Origin of the sequence: Chengkuizengella axinellae, from assembly GCF_030730905.1 — a bacterium.
GTDB classification, from domain to species: domain Bacteria; phylum Bacillota; class Bacilli; order Paenibacillales; family KCTC-33759; genus Chengkuizengella; species Chengkuizengella axinellae.
Genome location: NZ_JAVAMP010000012.1, coordinates 86,257 through 107,455 on the forward strand (window position 1 = coordinate 86,257; position 21,199 = coordinate 107,455).

Annotated in this window: 14 protein-coding genes and 3 pseudogenes; 6 read left to right on the top strand and 11 right to left on the bottom strand. The window is 30.5% G+C overall.

From position 1 onward, the window contains the following. Nucleotides 1–298: 298 nt before the first annotated feature. The 3 genes and pseudogenes from Q5Y73_RS18845 to Q5Y73_RS18855 all read left to right on the top strand — a co-directional run bounded on the left by Q5Y73_RS18845 (nucleotide 299) and on the right by Q5Y73_RS18855 (nucleotide 2,927). On the top strand, nucleotides 299–850 hold the full coding sequence (locus Q5Y73_RS18845; protein ID WP_305993471.1) for a recombinase family protein: 552 nt from the start codon (nucleotides 299–301) through the stop codon (nucleotides 848–850). Nucleotides 851–872: 22 nt separating this feature from the next. Continuing rightward, nucleotides 873–2,125 (top strand): annotated as a pseudogene (locus Q5Y73_RS18850) (TnsB C-terminal domain-containing protein). Beyond that, complete coding sequence (locus tag Q5Y73_RS18855; protein WP_305993472.1) at nucleotides 2,118–2,927, top strand: AAA family ATPase; 810 nt, start codon at nucleotides 2,118–2,120, stop codon at nucleotides 2,925–2,927. Before Q5Y73_RS18850 ends, Q5Y73_RS18855 begins: the two are co-directional and overlap by 8 nt. 109 nt (nucleotides 2,928–3,036) lie before the next feature. On the opposite strand, the gene Q5Y73_RS24915 is transcribed toward Q5Y73_RS18855, so the two are convergent. After that, nucleotides 3,037–3,285, bottom strand: a complete 249-nt coding sequence (locus tag Q5Y73_RS24915) for a recombinase family protein (protein ID WP_371320238.1) — start codon at nucleotides 3,283–3,285, stop codon at nucleotides 3,037–3,039. A 285-nt stretch (nucleotides 3,286–3,570) separates the two neighbouring features. Between Q5Y73_RS24915 and Q5Y73_RS18865 the strand changes: the two are divergent. Further along, nucleotides 3,571–3,678: pseudogene (locus Q5Y73_RS18865) on the top strand (recombinase family protein); the annotation flags it as partial. A 413-nt stretch (nucleotides 3,679–4,091) separates the two neighbouring features. After that, entirely contained in the window at nucleotides 4,092–4,295 is a 204-nt protein-coding gene (locus Q5Y73_RS18870; RefSeq protein ID WP_305993473.1) for a tyrosine-type recombinase/integrase, read from the top strand. 671 nt (nucleotides 4,296–4,966) lie between these two features. Here Q5Y73_RS18870 and Q5Y73_RS18875 read toward each other — a convergent pair. The 5 genes from Q5Y73_RS18875 to Q5Y73_RS18895 all read right to left on the bottom strand — a co-directional run bounded on the left by Q5Y73_RS18875 (nucleotide 4,967) and on the right by Q5Y73_RS18895 (nucleotide 13,423). Beyond that, a complete protein-coding gene (locus Q5Y73_RS18875) occupies nucleotides 4,967–6,742 on the bottom strand; it encodes a hypothetical protein (RefSeq protein ID WP_305993474.1) in 1,776 nt (591 codons plus the stop codon). Nucleotides 6,743–7,951: 1,209 nt separating this feature from the next. Beyond that, nucleotides 7,952–9,634 (bottom strand): DUF2075 domain-containing protein, encoded by a 1,683-nt coding sequence (locus Q5Y73_RS18880; RefSeq protein WP_305993475.1) that lies wholly within the window; start codon nucleotides 9,632–9,634, stop codon nucleotides 7,952–7,954. Nucleotides 9,635–9,714: 80 nt separating this feature from the next. After that, nucleotides 9,715–10,044: a nucleotide pyrophosphohydrolase gene (locus Q5Y73_RS18885; protein WP_305993476.1), complete on the bottom strand. Its 330-nt coding sequence runs from the start codon at nucleotides 10,042–10,044 to the stop codon at nucleotides 9,715–9,717. A gap of 369 nt (nucleotides 10,045–10,413) precedes the next feature. Further along, the gene (locus Q5Y73_RS18890) at nucleotides 10,414–11,181 is read right to left on the bottom strand and encodes a hypothetical protein (RefSeq protein ID WP_305993477.1); all 768 of its coding nucleotides are present in this window, start codon (nucleotides 11,179–11,181) and stop codon (nucleotides 10,414–10,416) included. Nucleotides 11,182–11,230: 49 nt separating this feature from the next. Beyond that, on the bottom strand, nucleotides 11,231–13,423 hold the full coding sequence (locus Q5Y73_RS18895) for an S-layer homology domain-containing protein (protein ID WP_305993478.1): 2,193 nt from the start codon (nucleotides 13,421–13,423) through the stop codon (nucleotides 11,231–11,233). Nucleotides 13,424–13,772: 349 nt separating this feature from the next. On the opposite strand from Q5Y73_RS18895, the pseudogene Q5Y73_RS24920 reads away from it, so the two are divergent. After that, nucleotides 13,773–14,006 (top strand): annotated as a pseudogene (locus Q5Y73_RS24920) (Ig-like domain-containing protein); the annotation flags it as partial. Between the two features lie 159 nt (nucleotides 14,007–14,165). Here Q5Y73_RS24920 and Q5Y73_RS18900 read toward each other — a convergent pair. From Q5Y73_RS18900 to Q5Y73_RS18920, 5 genes are all read right to left on the bottom strand, one after another. Continuing rightward, entirely contained in the window at nucleotides 14,166–16,112 is a 1,947-nt protein-coding gene (locus tag Q5Y73_RS18900) for a phospholipase D-like domain-containing protein (protein ID WP_305993479.1), read from the bottom strand. 379 nt (nucleotides 16,113–16,491) lie between these two features. Continuing rightward, nucleotides 16,492–17,004: a hypothetical protein gene (locus tag Q5Y73_RS18905; protein ID WP_305993480.1), complete on the bottom strand. Its 513-nt coding sequence runs from the start codon at nucleotides 17,002–17,004 to the stop codon at nucleotides 16,492–16,494. 396 nt (nucleotides 17,005–17,400) lie between these two features. Further along, the gene (locus Q5Y73_RS18910; RefSeq protein ID WP_305993481.1) at nucleotides 17,401–18,387 is read right to left on the bottom strand and encodes a hypothetical protein; all 987 of its coding nucleotides are present in this window, start codon (nucleotides 18,385–18,387) and stop codon (nucleotides 17,401–17,403) included. 365 nt (nucleotides 18,388–18,752) lie between these two features. Beyond that, a complete protein-coding gene (locus Q5Y73_RS18915) occupies nucleotides 18,753–19,511 on the bottom strand; it encodes a methylamine utilization protein MauJ (protein ID WP_305993482.1) in 759 nt (252 codons plus the stop codon). Between the two features lie 152 nt (nucleotides 19,512–19,663). After that, nucleotides 19,664–21,052, bottom strand: coding sequence for an MrcB family domain-containing protein (locus Q5Y73_RS18920; RefSeq protein WP_305993483.1), 1,389 nt, complete (start codon nucleotides 21,050–21,052; stop codon nucleotides 19,664–19,666). Nucleotides 21,053–21,199: the final 147 nt, after the last annotated feature.

Here is a 21,199-nt window from a genome sequence, read left to right on the forward strand (position 1 = left end):
AATAAAAGCTAGATCTCTCTTCCACAAACTGGCCCGTTTGTTTAAAATCACAAAAGTGTGATAAATACACAATCGTTTAATTTGGGAGAGTCTGTAAAAATACATTAATATTTACATTCATACTTAATGTGTTCAAAAACTCTCCCTTTTCTGGACACGCTTAGTTTTAATTAGAAAGGGGGTTTTTTTATTCACATAAATGTAACAAAACCCTGTTCATTATTCTATGTTCATTAACCTTTCTGTTTTCATCTTATGGTACAATAAAATAGAAATAAATGAGAAAGAGTGATAATTGGTGTTAATTGGATATGCGCGTGTGTCGACAGGATTACAAAATCTAAATTTACAAACAGATGCATTAACACAATATGGTTGTATGAAGATTTTCCACGATAAGATGAGTGGGGCAAAAAAACAACGTCCCGGTTTAGAGGAAGTACTTCAGTATGCACGTGAAGGTGATACAATTGTCGTTTGGCGATTGGACCGGCTAGGGCGTAACATGCAAGATTTGATTCAAATTGTGAATACCTTAAATGATCGTGGTGTTGGCTTTCATAGTCTACAAGAAAACCTAACAATGGATAAAAGTAATGCAACGGGACAATTAATGTTTCACTTGTTCGCAGCATTTGCAGAATTTGAACGTAATTTAATTGAAGAACGTTCAGCTGCAGGACGAGCAGCTGCAAAAGCTCGTGGGCGTCTAGGTGGGCGCCCTGAGAAGTATGGACCAAAAGATATTGAAATGATGAAGGCTTTAATTAAAAGTGGTACTCCGATTAAAGATGTTGCAGAAAAGTGGGGCGTGTCTCGCACGACGATTTATCGCTATTTAGAAAGATAGTAAATCGGAAGGGTTGATGTCTATGCAAAATGAACAACCTCCATTAACAGCTTATTCAGCAGAACAACGACAAGCCGCAATGATAAAATATAAAGTCATTGCACCTTATCTTCTCCATGAAAAAACATTAATAGCAATTACGAAAGAAACCGGTATTGCAAAAAGAACGCTCCAATACTGGATTCGGGACTATGAACAATTTGGATTAAAAGGTTTAATTCGAAAAATAAGAAGTGATGCTGGCAAAATTCATTTAGAATCGGAAATAAATATGATTTAATTCATAGAAGAGAAGCAAGCTATCCTAATGAAATTTGGCAAGCTGACCATACGTTACTGGACATTCTTGTACTCAATGAAAAAGGACAAGCCGAACGACCTTGGCTAACGATTATTTTAGACGATTATAGCAGGGCAGTTGCTGGTTATTTTTTAACTTTCCAAGCTCCATCGGCTATCCAAACAGCACTTGCCTTACATCAGTCCATTTGGCATAAACGAAATCTTGATTGGCCAGTTTGCGGAATTCCTGAACAGTTTTATACCGACCATGGAAGTGATTTTACATCGAATCATTTAGAGCAAGTCGCCATTGATTTGAAAATGAACCTTGTTTTTTCAGCAGTAGGTGTTCCAAGAGGTCGTGGGAAAATTGAACGCTTCTTTTCAAGCATCAATCAATTGTTTTTACAAGACTTACCTGGTTATCTAGGAAACGGTACAAAGGATGCTCTTATGACTATGAAAGATCTCGATGAAAAATTAGCAAATTTTATTGTGTATAATTATCATCATCGTACTCATGGAACCACGAAAAAAGAGCCTATCCATGCTTGGAATGATGGAGGATTTTTGCCGAATATGCCAGAAAGCTTAGAAAGTTTGGACTTATTACTGCTACATGTTGCCAAAGAAAGAAAAGTACATTCGGACGGGATTCATTTCCAAGGACTAAGATATATTGATATCACACTTGCTGCATACGTCGGTGAAACGGTCGTGATTCGTTACGATCCACGAGACCTTGCTGAAATACGTGTTTTTTACGAAAATTACTATTTATGTACCGCTATTTCTCCTGAAATTTCCGGATATACAGTGGATTTAAAAGAAATTGTTTCTGCAAGAAATAAACGGAAACGTACATTAAAAAATCAAATCACCCCGGAGAAAACAGTCATTGAAGACATTGTCCAGTCTAAACAAAGCCAATTAGAAGGTTCAGAGAAACTTGAGCCAGCCAAGTCAAAACTAAAGAGGTATCTCAATGAATAACACAGAAACATTTATTGAAACAAAGGAATACAAGCGATTCGCAGAATTTTGTGATGCCTGTATCAAGTATCAATATATGGGTATATGCTATGGTCTGCCGGGTGTGGGGAAAACTTTGTCTGCTAGACAGTATGCACAATGGGATTATCTCGAGAAGCAAATCAACTATGAAAAAGTTGAAAATATAGGTGCTCATGCTGATGAAAAAATATTAGATTGTCATACGCTTTTTTATACTGCTCCACCTGTTAGTGCAACTAAATTAACCGGTGCTATTCATGTTATGGGAGTCCGATTCAATTTGGTGAAAGAGGCTTATCGAGAACGGCTTGGTGAAAAAGAATGGGACACTTCTAACGAATTTGAAGGGATTCGCTTAATTATTGTAGATGAAATTGATCGATTAAAACTACAACATTTAGAGCAACTTCGTGATATCTATGATCAACATGACCTAGCCATGATATTTATCGGGATGCCAGGTATTGAGAAACGATTAGTACGTTACCCTCAACTTTATTCCCGTATTGGATTTGCACACGAATTTCAGAAACTCAGTAAAGAAGAGATGCACCATATTTTAGAATATAAATGGGATGAATTAGACATCTCCTTTAAGAAAGAGGACTTTTCCGATTATGAGGCGCTCACAAGCATTATGAAAGTAACTAACGGTAATTTTAGACTCATTCACAGGCTATTTACTCAAATTGAACGTATTCTTGAAATTAATCATCTTAAATCAATTACAACTGAAGTAGTAGAAGCTGCACGAAACAGTTTAGTAATAGGACGTATATAATGAAGAAACCCAGATAATCTTCTCATTGAAGATAACTGGGTTTTTAAAGTTGTATGTGCAAAATAACACTTTAAATAAGTGAAAATTACCTCCAAAAGTTACATTCCCCCTAAATTTTCACTTGAATACATCTAAAAGTTAGTCTAAAATCAAAGCACAAAATATAATTAACTTTTAGATAAGATCGGAGTCTAAGATGTAAATCATTGGATATGCGCCTGTTTCTACTGAAGATCATTTTATAAACGACTAGTGAATCTCCTGACCTTAAATAGTCTAATTCTTCTCGATCTGATTTTACCCCACTTTGCTTTTCTGAATAAATTCGTTCACATCCATATTTTTTTAAAGATTCCATTTGAAGTTCTAAACATGAAAGTTTCTTTTCGTTCTATTTCTACACTAAAAAGATTTTTTGTTTGCTATTATTTCCTTGGGTTTTTATCCCTTTTATTGTTAATTAAATTCCTGTCACATTTCAAATATTTTAAATATAATAGAAAATGTTGTTAAAATAGGTGGCAGTATTTAAGAAGTGATAGGAAAGAAAATAGTAAAAACTTAATGAATCTTTTAGGAGGAATCACACAATGTTGAAAAAACAATAGAATATTCCTCTTGTTTTTATTAAGGAATAAATTGATATTCTATACCATCAGGAAAGTTAATGTTCACCATGTTGGGGGCTATTGCTGAATTTGAAAGAGATCTTATAAAGGAGAGAACAAATGAAGGAAGAAGACGAGCAAAAAAACGTCTCGAATTGAGACGCTTGTCATATCATTTAACTAATTGATGGAAGTAACCCCTCTATTTTTCCATATCAGAGACTTGTAACTAAGGTAAATCTAAATTTTTACGATCTGTACCATGTGTAATAATTCCATCTATGGTCTTAATCTAATTTCATTTAAATTTTTCCAACATGATAAGGTTTATCCACGAAGAACTCATTATTTTAGTTCATCCCATTATGTCAATAATGTTAAATTAACCCTAAGTATTAGTCACACCTTCCGCAATAGAATTACATCTCTTAGTTATTGCATTAACCCCCATCACAACTGCAATGAGTTCAGGTGTAGATAATTTTGTCACATTGTTTGTCAATGAATATGCAGCCGAAGATTCAAAAAATAGATTAAACAAACAAAATTTGAGTTCTTGAAGTATAAATCAAAAGATATAACTCCCCATTGGTTTCGACATTACTTTGCTCAAGAAACTCATACTAGTGGAGCACCATTGATTTATATTCAAAATACATTAGACCATCGAAAGTCAGAAACGACTGAGATTTATTTGAAAGGAATAATGAAGAAAGAGAATGATGCTGCTCATTATGTCGATGAGTCGAAATATGAGTAATCTTCTCATTAAGAAATATTGGTGGTGTTAAAAACACGAACTAATGACACCCTTACGTTAAGATAAATGCTGCTTCTACCTTCATAGTTCGGGACAGATTGGATACATACTAGACACACTAAAAATCCCCCTCAAATATGAATTTGAAGAGGATTATGTCATAACAAATTTGATGATAATACTTGAATGTCATTACCTATAGTATAAATTACATTTTTATCTCATCTTCATTAGGACTTCCTACAAAATATATTGTATTTGAAACTTTAGAAATATTATTTGATTAAAGATTAACATTATGAATTTTTGCAAATTTAATTTCTTCTTCAAAAATGAAAAAATGATAATCAATATATGGCAAGTCAGAAAAGGACATAGACTGAAGTAGCTTCTTACCTGCTGTATCTATCTCATTAGAGACTTCTGATTCTAAACTTCCTTTTGGAGATAAATTTATGGCAAATGAATATAAAATATCGTTTCTAAATGATAAATTAGTATATTGTAAATTAATTATTCCTAGTGAACCTAAAAAAGTGAGTTAAGGTTTCCCTAAAAAATTATGTCTGTAACACTTTAAGGAAAGTTTATAGTTTTTTAAAGGATTCCGTTATCAAAATATTATCATTTTGCTAACGGATTTTAAAAGTACTTTTTTTGATAACATTTTACTAATGGTGATTCAGTTCTTCCCCAAATGTGTTTATCCATTGAAATTTAATATTTCTATTCTCAATAGTTGGATAACTAGGTATATCCAAGGAAACTTTATGTTTGGCAAAAGGATTTATTAGGTACTTAACTTTTAATGTTGGTAGTTCTTCATTCCAATTTTGCTCACAAAATAATATTCCTGTTAGGGAAGTGTTACGCGGGGGAGTGTCACCTTTTGGCATTAGTATTCCCCCTGTTCCTAAAACCTCAGAATACTCACCCTTCACTTGATTATATTGAACGATAGATGGACCATACAATATTTCTGCAACTTCCTCCCAATCAGCCCCGGTATCTGCTGCTTTACATACCGCAACAAAAATCGGACCTTCCCATTTATATTTTTTAAGTTTTGATTTAATTCTTGATTCAATAGCTTTTATTGGCTCAACTTTCTTTGGTGGACTTAACAATACAAAATTAACTCTTGATTTAGCAGAAATATCTGTTTTTGAAGAAATAAAGAATCCGCCTGAGATTCCATCAGAATCAATTAATAGTTCCTCCTCTGGATCAATATCCGTTGGGTCTAGATTATCAAGATAATTTATCAATTTATTTCTTATCCTACTGGGTTTATAATTATCTTTGTCAACACTTTCATACCATACTCCAATATCAAAAAAATGTTCAATGTTTGAAAGGTAATTTATAAGTTTGTCTATTAGTTCTTCCTCTTCGCTTATATCCTTTGATTCGAATATAGTTACTACATCTAAAAGGCCTTTTTGGTCATCTTTTTTCCAAATTAGTTCTGGAGTTAAACCGTTTTCTAATGTGGGATTAAATGTTATTTGTCCATAGTTAGTACAAAACTGTGCAACAAGAAATTCATTAAGCTGGGCTAGAAATATTTTATCATTTATATTTCTTAATCTTTTATAATAATCATATTTTTTATCCTCAGAAATATCATTGTAAAAATCTTCTATAAAAAGTTTCATTGATTTATGTTTTTCTGTTAAACCTTTTGAAATATAAACAACATATGGAGCTTTCCATTTCTCAGTATGGTCTGGAAGAGATTCAATAAATTTCTTATCATAAATGGAAAATTTCTCATTTTTAAAGAGACTAATTGTACCATTTTTTATATTTTTCAAAGCATTAGTAAGCTCGTTCCAAAAAGAATCCCTCTTTATATTGTTTAATAATCCAAAAATATTTGTAGGCCAATCAATTATCGGACGATACCACTGTTTAACTAAATACTTTCCTTCACTCATAGTTTTGTTAATACCCTGAGTTTGCGCAAGATCCCCTAGACTAGCTAAAACTGCAACTACTATCCAAACAAAAAGTAATATAATCCATTTTAAAGGAATCTGTATTAAACATATTAATATTACTGCTATGCTAGTTGACCAGAATCCTGACCATGCATATTTTTTGAAAAAACTATATGAAAACCTAGAAATACTTTGACCATCTGATAAGTGCCTCACTTCAGTAAATCTATATAAACTAAATGGTATAAAGAAAGTAAAACATATTAACCAGATAAATACCATTATATTACCCCACACAAAAAGTTGAATTACTGTTGGGAGTAGAAGAAGGAATGACTGTCCAATAATCCAACTATTATTAAGTGTAACAGTCCCGTGTTTTCCAATTTTTTTACGGTTTTCTAAAAGCTTTTTAATTTTTGTAGAGCTAACTACTGAATATAAAAAATTTAGTAATCCTAGTGCCAGTATTATGTACTCCATTTTAATCCTCACTTTATTCATTATTAAATCATCCAAGTATCCTTTTATAGCTTTCTTTTGATTGCTTATTTAGATCTACTATCCAATCTGCAAAACTTCTAGCCTCTTCAGAAGTTTCAATAAGGATACTTATATATATCTTTTTCAAAATAAACTACAATAGGTTCCACTGCTTTACTTGAGAACCCAACCCATTATGTAGTCTCCAGCCTCGATATAGAGCTTTAAATAATTATAAAGATTGACACTAATCCTTTCGTGTCGTTTTTTATCTGATATAAACAAGCGCTTTTTCCTTTGCCTTTATTAACAAGAATTAACGTTTCCTTTGCCATCTCTACAGCTCTAGAATCATCTACTCTTAATCTATCTGATTATATAATGTACTGCTTCAATAGTTTTATTTCCTTTAAAGATCCTTAACAGAGCATTGATCCGAGTTCTAGTACCTCCATAATCTTTATCTACACCTTGACTATGGAATATTTCTCTAATACACTTAGGCATATACTCTTTATGATATATTTTTTCCATATATTAGGAAGGGTGATCAATGTTCACATTTTCTAAATTTCTTCTATTATACATTTATTGGCTTATTCAATTAGCTCTCTCAATTCTTCTACATTTTTCAAGTCTTTCAAAGGATAGTAACCCATTTCTCCATTAACTAATGGATTCACTACTGTAACAAAATTTGATTTTCTATGATTGATATATGTATTATCAAACTTATATTCAGTTCCATTGTATGTAGTATATGAACAAGATCATAAGACTTTAGTATTTCATCTAACATTTCAAATGAAATATTCATATCTTTACAGGATTTAGTTTTAGAGAAGAAGTATCAATTAAAGAAAATGGGATACTCAATTCATTTTGAGAACTTGTTTCCTTTTGTTGTTCATAAAAAATACCGAAATCTTCTTTTATCTTCATCCTCCATTCGTACCCTTTTGATTTTCCAGGATGAAGAATAAATCTAGAATCGACTATCAAGAAAATATATTACTTATTACTTATCTTTTTGAAAATTCTCCAAATAGCAGATATACCAAACCTAAACCAAATAAAAATACAAACACACTTGCTAGAAAGATTGTGAAGATATTAGTTCTCATATAAACCCACCTCAAAGTGTTACTGCATCACTTTATATCTGTAATTTACTTAACGTATATTAATCATTAGCAGGGTTAGTGTTTATATCACACCGTTGTAATTTTTCTATTTACTAATTTCTACAACTTCTTTCAGATACCTCTGCATACTTGAATTTGTTGCATATACATAACAACCGTTTATTCCTCGAGAAAGTAAGACGTAGTATATCCTTTTGATATAAGACTTTAGTTCATCATTGTTTAAGTCAGTACCTTTTATTGGTAGACCATTTCTATCTTTATATTTATCCGGATTAATAATAATGTTGGCTTTAGTTAAATCATAGCTTCCATCGACTTCTCCGTCATAATCACAATCAATTTCCTCTCCAAATATAACTCCAACATAATTCAAGTCAGCACCTTGTATTGTATGGATACACCCTATTTCCTCCACACTATTTTTCTGGTTGATCCAGCCCTTTGTTTTGGAATTCCACTTAAATCCATCACCTGTAACAGCATCTGTTATATCATATGAATTTTCTTTTTTTTGTGTAGCCCATTCCCAAGAATAGCCCGCAACAACTCGACATAGTTCATATTTTTTATTTAAATTTTGTATAGCTGTGTACAAATCTGAAATAGAATCCATCACTTTAAAATCATAACCCTTTAGCAATCCTTTTTCATAGACACCCACATTGTTTGCAATCTCTAAATACTTTCGTAACCATGCCAAATATTGTTGTCCAGACTTCAAGCGAAACTGTTTATGTAAAACATGTCCGTTATAATCCGCTGTAATCTTCTTAAAGTGAGCAGTATCAATATCTGCTGGACGGATTGTTTGATATGGATCATATACAACGGTTAAATGATAAGCATATTCAGATATCAATTCTAACTCAGTAGTATGTCCATCCTCAGTAATTAAATGTTTTAAATCACGTGCTTGTTTACCGAAATATTGCTTGAGACGATGGGCCTCATCTACAAATACATATCGGAATTTATCCTCTTTTACATTTGCCTCTTTAATGAATTGTGAAGGAGACAATACTGTAATACCATGTAAACCGACTTTTCTAATTAAGTCCTTATACGAACTTAACGAGTGATTTTGAGGAATAACTAGTGCTATTTGTTCACGATCTATCCCTTCGCGATCCTTACCCGTTTCTTGGTCGTAAATAAGTGCATATACGATATTGGTCAATACTATTGTTTTACCAGTACCTGGATCTCCAGTGACCAAATGTTGGCTATTTGAAGTAGTAAGCATTGCTTTTAAGATGTTTTGGCAGACTTCAATTTGATTATCTGAAAGTTCCTTAAAGGGAGAGTATTTATAAATAAATTTGTTATGAATCTCCTTTAATTGTTCATTAGCAATTCCCTCTTTAATAAGCTCATCCCATATTTTCACAAACATATTATTCACATCTTCAATACCATTATAAGTATGAATATTTTGTCCTTTAATTTTATTCTTTAGATTAAATTTATCATCAGCCAATAAATAGTCGATTAAAAGAGTTTCAATATGTTTAATAGAGCTTTCATTAAAGAGTTCACTTTTAATAATAATAATTTCAGTAAATGTTTTACTTTCATCTTTTAAGTGTGCAGAAAAACGACCGTATATATCTGTAGATTTCCCCACATAAAGATTTTTCTTGTCACGTTGAATATACACCACTGGTACCGTATCTATATCAAAGTCTTTCAGATCTAGTTTTACAAATTCCTTACGAGTTTTTTTAAATACTTCAAAAGAAGATAATTTTTTTGGGAATAAAACCAAGATAAACGCCTCGCTTACATTAGTAAAAGTAATTAATTCTGAGTATCTATTTTTCTAAAATGTAGTGAACACATTCACTACTATAGTTCGTTGTACTTTGCATTTTTTCCGAATGACTTATCTATGGGATACTTTTGGGCATTCATTTTCAATTTTGAATGAACAGCATCCTCTAAATTGATATCCAACTTATCACATAGAAGAAGTAAATAAATCATTACATCAGCTATTTCTTCTTTTATTTCCTGATTTTTAGTTTCCGTTGCTTCTTCGCTGGATTTCCATTGGAAATTTTCAAGCAATTCCCCAGCTTCTAGATTTAATGAAATTGCTAAATCCTTTGCATTATGAAATTTTCCCCAGTCTCTCTCATTTCGAAAGTTTATTACAGTTTTTTTTAATTCCTCCATGTTTTTTAAAACTTCCTTTCTATCTAAACTCAATTGTAGTACCATACAATTTATCTAATTCTTTGAATTCTAATTACTTACACAGATCAAAAAAACACTTAATTAACTACAATAACTATACAATTTTTTAGGTGATATTTGGCTATTACAACTGATGTTCACCCTACTTAACTTACACTCGATTCATATTTTATATTCAAAAATATGAATCCCAATTTCTTTTTTTAAACTAAAAATTTCATAATCATAATTTACATATAAAGAGCAGTATAAGGGACTTTCTATCAGTAATTAAATACTAAATCAAAGTTTTCCACTCTTATGGCTCTTCTCTTAATACAATAGATTATAAAAATTTACTAATCTTATTTATATAACCTTATCAGCATCTGTAAACTTGATTAGTTTATTCTCTTTCGGATAATAAACATAAAGTGGGAAAGAGCCCTTTGTTCTATTAGAATGGGGGTATTCTTTAAGGATGTGCCTTTCCTGATCAATAGTATAGACAAAATACAGTTCAGCCAAGATCTTCTCAGTCTCTTCATCAGGAATCTTTAATATTTTATATACTTTAGGATTTATTTTATTAAAGTAAAGGAAAATATTTCTATACACAGTTAACAAAATATAATAAGCTACTATCCACACTAATAGGTACAAAAATATTTCAGTGTTTAAATTATTATTAATATACTTTAACAAAAAATCATTTTTTGTTATCGGACTTACTAACATAGTAAAAACTAAAACACTAAGCCCATTAAATACCAATATTATATTAGTGGTTTTTTTTAGTTTAGAATGTATAGAAGAAAAGATAGAAACTATATATACAATAACTAAAAATAGCGTTGTTATTAAAACTATTAAGACAATTATTGGAGAAATAGTCCTATCTATAAATTTATAAATAGGATTATCTAGACTGTAGTTTGGAATGTGAATAAATATGATTAAAGTACTACATATGAATATCATCTCCAAAAATTGTTCCCAACTTCTTTTATTGATTGGTGTCAATATTATTTCTGCTACAGTCTTATTAATAACAGATGTAATTGTTCGTATGACCACAATAGCAATCCCTAACAATGGAAGATAAATACTTACTGTATCATTTACAAATTCATTCATTTTGTAGTCAGCCCTTTACTGCATTTATTGCTAATTTAAATTAATAGATTTAAGGTAAATATTCATATTCTGTTCCATCAATTTTTAATTTATATACTGCCACTATCCCTCCTAAAAATTGCTCAAAATACATGGTATCACCATTTATATAAAAACCACCATTAACGTGAATATTATCTTTTATATGAATGATATCATATGTAGAATTATCATGAATTTTAATCTTATATATTCCAATATTCTCTGATATATTGAAATCATATCCATTAAAATATAACCAACCATCATAATAATTCATTGATTGGATAAATAAGTCATTAGAAATTTTTTTTATTTCTGTACCATCTAAAGCAATTTTATATAAATAACTATTTTTGTGAGCAGTATTGAATGCAATACTAGGAGATTCTAGCACGGCATATATACCATTATCTGTGACAAAATAATCATATATACTTTTATTTAATATTTTCTGTTTATCTTCACCATTTGTTCTAATTGCATAAAATCCATCATTATTATAAAAAATCCATCCTTTATATACTGCAAGGTTTGCAGGATCATTAACATCTGCAATTTTTATTAGCTCGTCCCCATTTAAATCCATCTTGTATATTCCATCATTTAAACCTCCATAAATCCAATCTCCAACAATCTGCATGTTCTCAAAACTAAAGTCAGCTAGATGTATTACACTGGATCCATCTTCATTTATCTTGATTATTTTAGAATCTCCTTTCGAGATACTATTAACATATATCCATCCATCTTTATAGTTAAAATTAGAAATCATTCCTTTAGGTGCTAATTTTCTAAATGACATAACCTCTTCTGTGTAATTGGTAAGTTTATTAGTCCGATACAAGTTATGGACTGTCTGTTCATGAAAAATATATTTTTCACTTTCTGCTGTAAAAGATCCTATATCCAGTGAGTTAGAAATACTGTTCCCACGATATTCATTTTCATCATTGAGTATAATATTAAAATCATTTTCTATAACTTTATAATCTGATATGTATTGATTAGGATCCTCTCCTCCTACATACTGAACATTCACATTGTTTTTAATATACTCTGAGGAAGGTGCTTCGACTGTGCCTTTGAAAGAATAAGTTCCATAAAAACCACATCCATTTATTTCACAAGGTTTATATACATAATCTAATTTTGTATCATCTACATATACTTCTAAGTGGGAAGGAAAATTATATTCATAGAACTTTACTTCAACGTCCCATCTGTTTTCATCCCCACCATAATAAACATTAGTTAAAAAACTACTTATCTCTTGCTTTTCTCCCAAATCAATATCTCTGTTATTTTCTCTAATATTAAAGTGTAAAATAGTATCTTCTTCAACACTTGTTATATCTTTTGATATGTGGAGAGAATAATCTTCCCCAAATGTATATCCTAGATCTGGAGAATAAATATATCCTTTATTATCTTGTATTTTAAGATAGCTCTTTAATTTAACATCATTCGAGTCTAATATATAAACAGTATTTTTGTTAAAATCATCGTGAGTTATAGTATCTGGGAAACTTATTATCCATAGATGATTAGGTTGTAGGTTTTTTAAATTACTAATGTTATCATCATGAGTGGTTTCTATGAAACTTATACTCAACTTAAAATAATCATTTAATATACGAGCTAAAAAAGTTGAGAACTGAGCACGAGTTACAAATTCTTTTGGTTTAAAATTATTATCAAAACCATAACTAATTCGATTTGCGGCTAATTTATTAATAAAATCATAAGCCCAATAATCCCTTTCTATATCACTATATTCTATAGATGATTCTCCTTCTAAAGAAAATGCAATAACAAGTAACATTGCTAACTCATCCCTTTGTAAGGGCTGATCTGGCTTAAAAGTCCCATCTGGTTTATATAATTCTTCATCTAAAATAAATAATATTTCGTTATATGCCCAATGATTTGAATCAACTTCATTTAAAATAATATTAGATCTATTTTCTACGTTTAGTTCCAATATCTTTGAAATAATGACAAAAGCTTGCGCACGTGTTATATAATCATCTGGTTTAAAGGTTCCATCATCGAAACCTCCAATAAACTTCTTTTCTACTAGAAATTCAATTTCATTCTTTGCCCAGTGATTGTTACTTACATCAATAAACTCTGTTTCTGCTTCAGCTATACTAGTAATAAAAATGCCGCTAATTAATACGAGTAAAAATATAAATAGTGTAATGTATTTATTAAAGTTCAATTGTCTATCTCCTTTAATATAATAATGATAAAGTTAAAGTCTACATTAACACTATATACGGATTTTAATAGAAATAACAAGAAAAAATTGTTGTTATTTATATTAATTTGTATAAAAAAATATTATGTGTCAGAAAAGAGGAATAAAAACCGAAATGCATAAAGAAATATAGTAGATTTTTGTATTATAAACTTAAAAAGTATAAATTAATTCCATATATTTCACTTTGACATTTCCGATCACAATATCAACAGGAAATAACACTTCAATCGAAGCTATTTCATCATATCTCTCCATCACTGCGACTGTAGATAATCCTAATCCATCCCAAAATTAAACAGTAACGGTAACTGCAACTGTTCAAGATGCAAATGGAAATCCTGTTAGTGGTGCTGACGTTAATTTAACATTACATTATAAATCTAAAGACAGCGAATATAGCGGTACTACAGATGAAAATGGCGTCGCATCTATTGATTTTCAAATTGGAAGAGCATCTTTAGATTTTACAGTAAATATTGATGTAGATGTAATATTTAACGACTTCACTACCAGTACTACTACTTCATTCACTCCACAATAAAATGATATTTAAATATAAAAATGAGGCTGGGACATAAGTTGAAATCTAGCTGGTTTTTGTACAATAAGCATAATTAAAACCGCATGAAATCAAGGTTTATAAATTTGATTTCATGCGGTTTATTCATTTTTGCTGGGTTTTGTCCCAGCCTCATTTTATTTAATTTATATCTCCGCCTGCACTTTGATATCTAGCATTAAACTCTTGTAGAAACTGATTCGTAATCTCAGCATTATGAATAATCAGCATATTTTCATCATTCACATTATTTCCATTCTCACTCCAATTCGTTGAACCAATAATTACAGTAGGATCACTTGTAGTATCAGCATCAATTAACATGGTCTTACTGTGTAGCTTTCTAGTTTCATTATCCTTATAAACTGGAGCTGGATTTGCCCAACGAATATTTGGATTGCCTTCACTTGACTGTGATGCTGTTCTTCCAGTCATATCTACGCTAGCCGACCACCACAGATTCCAGTAACTAGAATCAAAAACACCTTTCACATCAAACCCTGTTAACGTACCTTGTAAATCTGAATAGGAACCTTCCCATTTAAATTTCAATTCATCTAAAATAGATTGATCACTCCATGCAAAAATAGTGAAATAAGTACTGTAATTAGATTCATTTTGAATAATATCTTTAACTCGACCTAATGCATTGTCACCCGAAGAAAAATATACTTCAATGACTGTCCCGTTAATATTCACACTATGGGGAGTATTATCCGACTTTCTTGTATTAAAGTTAGAATTTTCTTGGTTAGGTGTTAGTGTATTGCTACCCCACATTTCATTAAATTCAGTTTCATATATACTAGCTAGTTCTGAATTATTCACTTCAACAACGTGCTGCTGATTCCCATCTAAAATGCCATTTGCCATGTTTTCATCAGTACCGTAAAGACCCGTCACGGTAAAGTTCCAACTACCTGTAAACATCCATTGATCATCAATAATGACAAATTTATTATGCATCTGAGTATTTGGTGAATAGTAAGCATCAATCCCTTTTTGTTCAGCATACACAAATATATGACCTGATTGATTTGAACTACCCACTTGAACTGTGACTAAAGGAATATCACTGTAATCAGAAGGTAAACCATACTCTATTCTTTTTGTCGCATCTTCAACAACAAATATAGGAGAGTCTGAGAACACTTGTATATCATCTGATGTACCAATGATGCCATCTAAACCTCTGACCATTTTTTCTACGTATAATCTCATAATTTCAAATCGTTCAATATAGCTGGGATCATCAGCATCTTTAGAGTCCGCTATAAATCGAATATCTATACCTTCGCTTGCTTTCATGATTAAAGTATCTACGACTCTAGGTAGATTAATTTCATATGCAGCCATATCTATACTCGTTGTAGCTTCATTTAAGCGTTCGATTAAACGATCTTCTAGATTCACGTTATAATTTGCTTGATTTTGAAAACTAGCATATTCTTCTAAAGCACATTTATTGAAATAAAGATTGATAGCTCCAGGTTCATTAGAGATATTATTTATTTGCTCTTCTGTAGTGCTGCAGCTATTTACATCCAAGTTCGAATTTATTTGTTTAGGAGTACCAAACCCTCCATTATAAACGACATTCGATGTACTCCAGTTAGATGCAACCGAACCCGCATTTGAATCAATTCTTTCCATAGTAGCTTTCGTTGAATTATCTCCTGCATACCAGCTGTTAACTGTATCTACCAAGTTATTATTTTCATCTCTTAATTCTAAATTTTCGCTTGTATTACTTAATGCACCAGTGTAAATCATGTCCGCAGCTATATTCGATACTGTGCTATCATCCGTTCGCTCTAATAGAAAGTAGTCATTTGCAGGAATCGTACCACTTAATTGAATGTTAGGTGTACCATCAGTAGAAACTAAAACCCATCCTTCTAATGTTATGGATGAATTTGTATTGTTGTATAGTTCTATCCATTCATCATTACTACTCACATTTGTACCCATCCACGCTATTTCGTTAATTACTACTTTCCCTTCAGCAGCATTAATTGTGGTAATTTGAGGGAAATACATAGAAAATAATAAAGAGAGGACTAACGGAAATAATATAAACTTTCTCATAAATCAACAACTCCTTTGGTTGATATGATGTTAAGAAACCGATTACATATATAGTTATGATATCATGGTTGTCTATTATTTTTATATCTATATTTTTTTATAATCTTTCTCCTTATTTAGAGTTTAACTCAGGTAACACAACATACTATCTGAAGTTTTTTATTTTCATTTCTAGATAAAATAATACGTAACAATTTTTGTTGAGAATACTTTGTGCCCTTAAATTTGAAGTTGATAGTGTAATAGTCTTAATGCTATTTTTATTCAAAAAATTCCCCTTACTTAATAGGTTTTGTCGTTACAATTAGCAAAGGAAATCATTAAACAAAAAATAATATGCCTTTTCGCATTCTCTATTTGAATCATTTAATAAAATTGTTTAATGTAATTTTGGATAAATTAAATCATTATAAATTTCTAAAAGATCTTTTCCATTTAGGTTATACATACCTTTGCTAGAGGATGTTAAACTATTAATATTTTTTATTATAGTATCTATTAAATAGGTTACTTCAACATTCTTATTATGCAATACATTATATGTAGGAAAGTGAAGACGTTTAATATCACTATCAAAAGCATAAAAATGTGGAGTTTCATACATAATTTTATCAGGTAGATAGTCTTGTATACGATCTTTGTAATGTTGGTGTTTAATTGTTAAATCTATCACCCCAAAAGGTGGGGCAACTACCCAAACATGTCCGTCATCAAAAGGAGGGGAACTAGGTAGAATAGAACGTAACTTTAAATCTGCAGAAAAGCCAATTCGTACCCTACCAAATACCTGATAGTTCCATATTCCTTCCTTTTCCAAAATACTAGATATCATCAAAGAAGTAGATTCACATAAGCCTATATTATTTGGGTCTTTATTTAATTCTTCATACAATATTGAACATACTGTATGAAGAATTCGTCTAGATTCTTTAATATACGATCTTGAATAAGGCTTTAGATTTATAAACATAGCATATTCTTTATAATCATCAAAAATTTAAGCTTTTTTATATTCGGGTTTATTCCAAAAATCTATTTCTTTGTAGGAAATATCATACCTGCTAAATGCATATAATAAATTCTTATATTCTCTTTTTTTAATTTGATTTATTTCCCTTTTTTCAAAAAGTTTGGGCAACATATTATTCTCCTTATCATAGTTAAGTGATTATTTTAAAAAGAATATGATTCTGTTCTATATTTTTAATTAAACAGAACAGATTTTTTAATGATAAATAAACATTTAAAATCACTTATAATTATTTTAAGTTGAGTATAAACTAGAAATTTATTTTATAAATATATTTTCATAATGCCACTCGAAGTATTCTTTATTCTTCTCTGTATATCCAGGACAGTGCTGACCTTTTAATAAATTTAGTCTTTCTCGAAAAACTGGAAAATCATACATCTGGGTTACTTCAATAATTCCTTTTTTATTTACAGCTATATACCCTTTCTCAAACAAATCATCACAACCAAACTTACACATAAGTAATGCTATATTATCTAGGTCTTTCATTTCTGTATCATCGCATTCACATCTTTTTTTTATATGAGCTGCCCACAACATGCTTTCAGGAAATTCATGACCACACATTTGACATAAAGCAACTTCTCTTTGGTGTAATAACCTATCTCTTAATTCTCCTTGTTCTGGTCTATATTTAACCAGTGATTTTTTGTCAAATATACTCCATTCACTACTCTTCACATTAAAATCTGATGGTTTATTGGAATTCCTTTTGGTATCAGTAACTAATTCTAAATGCTCACCAACTTTTCCGAATTGAAACAATCCATGTGTAATAATTTTCCTTAGAAACCTAAACAGTGTAGAGTCTTTTTGTTTTTTTCCTTTATAATCTTCAACAATAGTAGAAATTATTTCCTTTCCAGCTGCTGTTTTATATCCATTTTTGATTGAGTAATGTTTACCATCAATTTCTACCGTTTGAATAATATATTTGATTGTACCGTGCACATGTTTATTTTCAATGTTTTCGTTAATTTCCATAGTGTAGTAAATACCATTTTTTTTGTCTTGTATACTATCTAATAAACCAAATCCTAACCTAAAAACACTTCCCTCTTCTTGCTTTTTATTAATATTACAGTGAGCATGGACATCCTTCAGTTTATTACGATATTTTCTTTTTTCATTAAGAAATTCAAAACTACCAATATTCCAAATCGTTGATAGTTCTCTTTCTGAAAGACAGATCCATATATTCATTATGTTTTTTTCTTTTACTACTTTTTCAGGTAAATCCATACATTATCTCTGCCTTTCTATTCTACTAATTAGATTTATATTTTTCCCATTCCAAACCCATATGTGGACCTTTAAATCACCTTCCCCTTTTTTACCTCTCATATTACGTTCACTAATAATAACCCTTTGAAGGTTATCCAATAAAAGTGATAGTTTTGATAACCTTTGTTGATCCTAATGTATAGAAGAAACATTTGATTAGAAGTTGATCTTAGTGGTGAAATAATTACTTATTTTTATAGCTAAGTTTAATTAAATTAATAAATTTTCTTCAAAGTTGACTATACCTTTGCAATTTACATGAGGGTAATGAGTAAGTATCTATCAAAATCAAAGATAGATACTTACCTGATCATTAGTCTAAATTATATAAATACAGACCTATCATAAATATTATCAATTATTTTATCGATTAACATTTTTGATGTTTTATCTAGTAAAGGAATCACTTTGGAAGTTTCCTTTATAGCCTCAAGAGTCGTATTTTCCCCACCATGTACAATCCCATTTCTTTTATCATACATGGAATCTATCCATCTTTCTGGTAAATCCCAACTAGTTATTTCTCCAAAATAATCTATAAAGCACTGATAAATTTGATTTTTAACTCCTTCTTTTGTTCGATTTATAGGAGTATGGTATTTCTTTCCTAGAATTTCTATAACATTCCAAAAAGCTAAAAATTGATCGAATGTATTATGTGATAATTTCCCCTTAGAATACCAACCAATAGCTCTTAATAGTTTTGATTGTTCAGACTCAAATATTCTGGACATTTTAAAAGCAGTCTTGATATTGGTTTCTGTTAATACCCTTCTGCCAGGGAAGCTTCTTGGTGAATTATACCTACCTTCATTTTTATGTAATTGAATAGGTACCTCATTATTTAATGTTAAAATATCCCTCATTCTTCCAAAATAAACATAAGCAACAGTTTCAGCGATATCTATCGTGTCTGCATAAGCAGTAATAGTTGCTTTAATACCATAATGGCTTTTTGATAGTTGTATATTACTATAAAATTGATGATGATCAAATCCTTTTTCTTGTCTGAAACTTATATTCTTTTCGATAGTTATAGGACCAATCACATCAAAATCAATTTCCCATATTTTTCTCTCCAATTTACTTCCCCCTTTGTTATGATCGACATTTATAGTATCTACACTTGTACAATAATTGTCAGTGTTGTGTTCAGATGATCATTATCAAATTTCATTTGTATTATTTTAGGATGAAATATATAAAAATTTATACTGAGATTATTTTACTAACTTTAATACGACTTAAACAAGTCACTGAATGTTATCTCAATACCAACTGATTCTAATTTATCTCGTCTTTCATAAAATAATTTTTTAAGCATCTCTTCCTTTAGCTTATCAACACCATGATGAATTGCTCTATGACAAGTAGGGCACAAACTGAGTAAATTAGCAATACGATCCAAGTCATTTTCAAATTCAGACTGAAGATTCATCAATACTAAATGGTGAGATTCCATGAAAGGTTTGCCCGTTTTTTTAGAAATAAATGTTGTATGGTTTTCATCATAAGCACACTTGTAATCTGCTAGACGCAAAGCTTCTGCTGCTACATTTGCATTTCGTGACCATCTTTTCTTTTCACTTTTATCAACCGTTGGATCAGGTCGTTTACTCGGTCCGTCTTCTTCTTCAAATACTTTCGTATTTCCTTTGGCAAGATCATTTACTTTCTCTTGATATTGTATCTCCTGTTTACTATCATCTAAATATTGTCCGTCATCTTCTAAAAGTAAATAATCATTAAACTGGCTAATAGAACGTTTCCCTATTAAACTTTCAATTTCATTGTATGCTATTAAAAGTGATCTTAAATCACGAATAATTTCTTGTGAACTAATAAAAGATTGAAGGTCGTAGTATCGACCATAAATATGCCCGTTTTCATATCCTCTTCCTAAATCTCCTCTACTCACAAGGTCAATATCTGTTTCCATAAGATAATCAGGTACAGTATTCAACTGATCTCGGATTAAAGATGCCGTTCTAAGGATTTTTTCTCGACCTACCTTCGTACCGTACTTATCCTTGAAATAGGTATATCCTTGATTTAAACTCACATAAAACCCACTCATATCAGATTTAAACAAATATACAATGTAATACCCTTTGGTTGCTGTTGTGGTGATTGACTTTAAGAACACAGATATCCAAGGAACTTCAGCCCACTGACCTTGTCCGATGGAGCCCACTACAAAATATTTTTCATTTAATCCAACTTCATTAATTATGGTGCTGGTGGTTATATTACGAACATGATCTCCCATGAAATGACCCTTAAAGACTTCTTGTTTAGCTTGTAAATAATTGTCGAGGATATACTTTAATTTTTCGAATGCTGACAAATCTTCAACTTTCTCTGTACTTCCAAACTGATTGGTTGCAGATCCCTCGATATCCTCTCTACTGATCAAATGATTTACAGTTACACCAAAATAATCTGCAATTTTAACCAAAAAATCCATATCAATCTTTTGATCTCCATTCTCCATTCTTGATAGAGTTGGATAAGAAATAAATAACTCATAGGATAATCTCCGCAAACTAATTCCTTTCGATTCTCTCAACGATCTAATATTCCCACCAACAACCTTGTTATAACTATGTTCCAAAGCAATCACCTCATTTATTTTTAATTGATATCATCTTACTATATCAATAAAATAATAACAATATATTTTCATTTTTAGAAACAAAAAAAAATCACTGTTTCAATTTTAGAAACAAAACTGATATTTGTTCCTTAAAATCTCAAAGTTTATTAATCT

Bases quoted from the DNA above. Each gene is read 5' to 3' on its own strand.
- Q5Y73_RS18875 (WP_305993474.1), bottom strand. From the start codon at position 6,742: ATGAATAAAGTGAGGATTAAAATGGAGTACATAATACTGGCACTAGGA.
- Q5Y73_RS18885 (WP_305993476.1), bottom strand. From the start codon at position 10,044: ATGGAGGAATTAAAAAAAACTGTAATAAACTTTCGAAATGAGAGAGAC.
- Q5Y73_RS18900 (WP_305993479.1), bottom strand. From the start codon at position 16,112: ATGAGAAAGTTTATATTATTTCCGTTAGTCCTCTCTTTATTATTTTCT.
- Q5Y73_RS24915 (WP_371320238.1), bottom strand. From the start codon at position 3,285: ATGGAATCTTTAAAAAAATATGGATGTGAACGAATTTATTCAGAAAAG.
- Q5Y73_RS18890 (WP_305993477.1), bottom strand. From the start codon at position 11,181: ATGAATGAATTTGTAAATGATACAGTAAGTATTTATCTTCCATTGTTA.
- Q5Y73_RS18855 (WP_305993472.1), top strand. From the start codon at position 2,118: ATGAATAACACAGAAACATTTATTGAAACAAAGGAATACAAGCGATTC.
- Q5Y73_RS18910 (WP_305993481.1), bottom strand. From the start codon at position 18,387: ATGGATTTACCTGAAAAAGTAGTAAAAGAAAAAAACATAATGAATATA.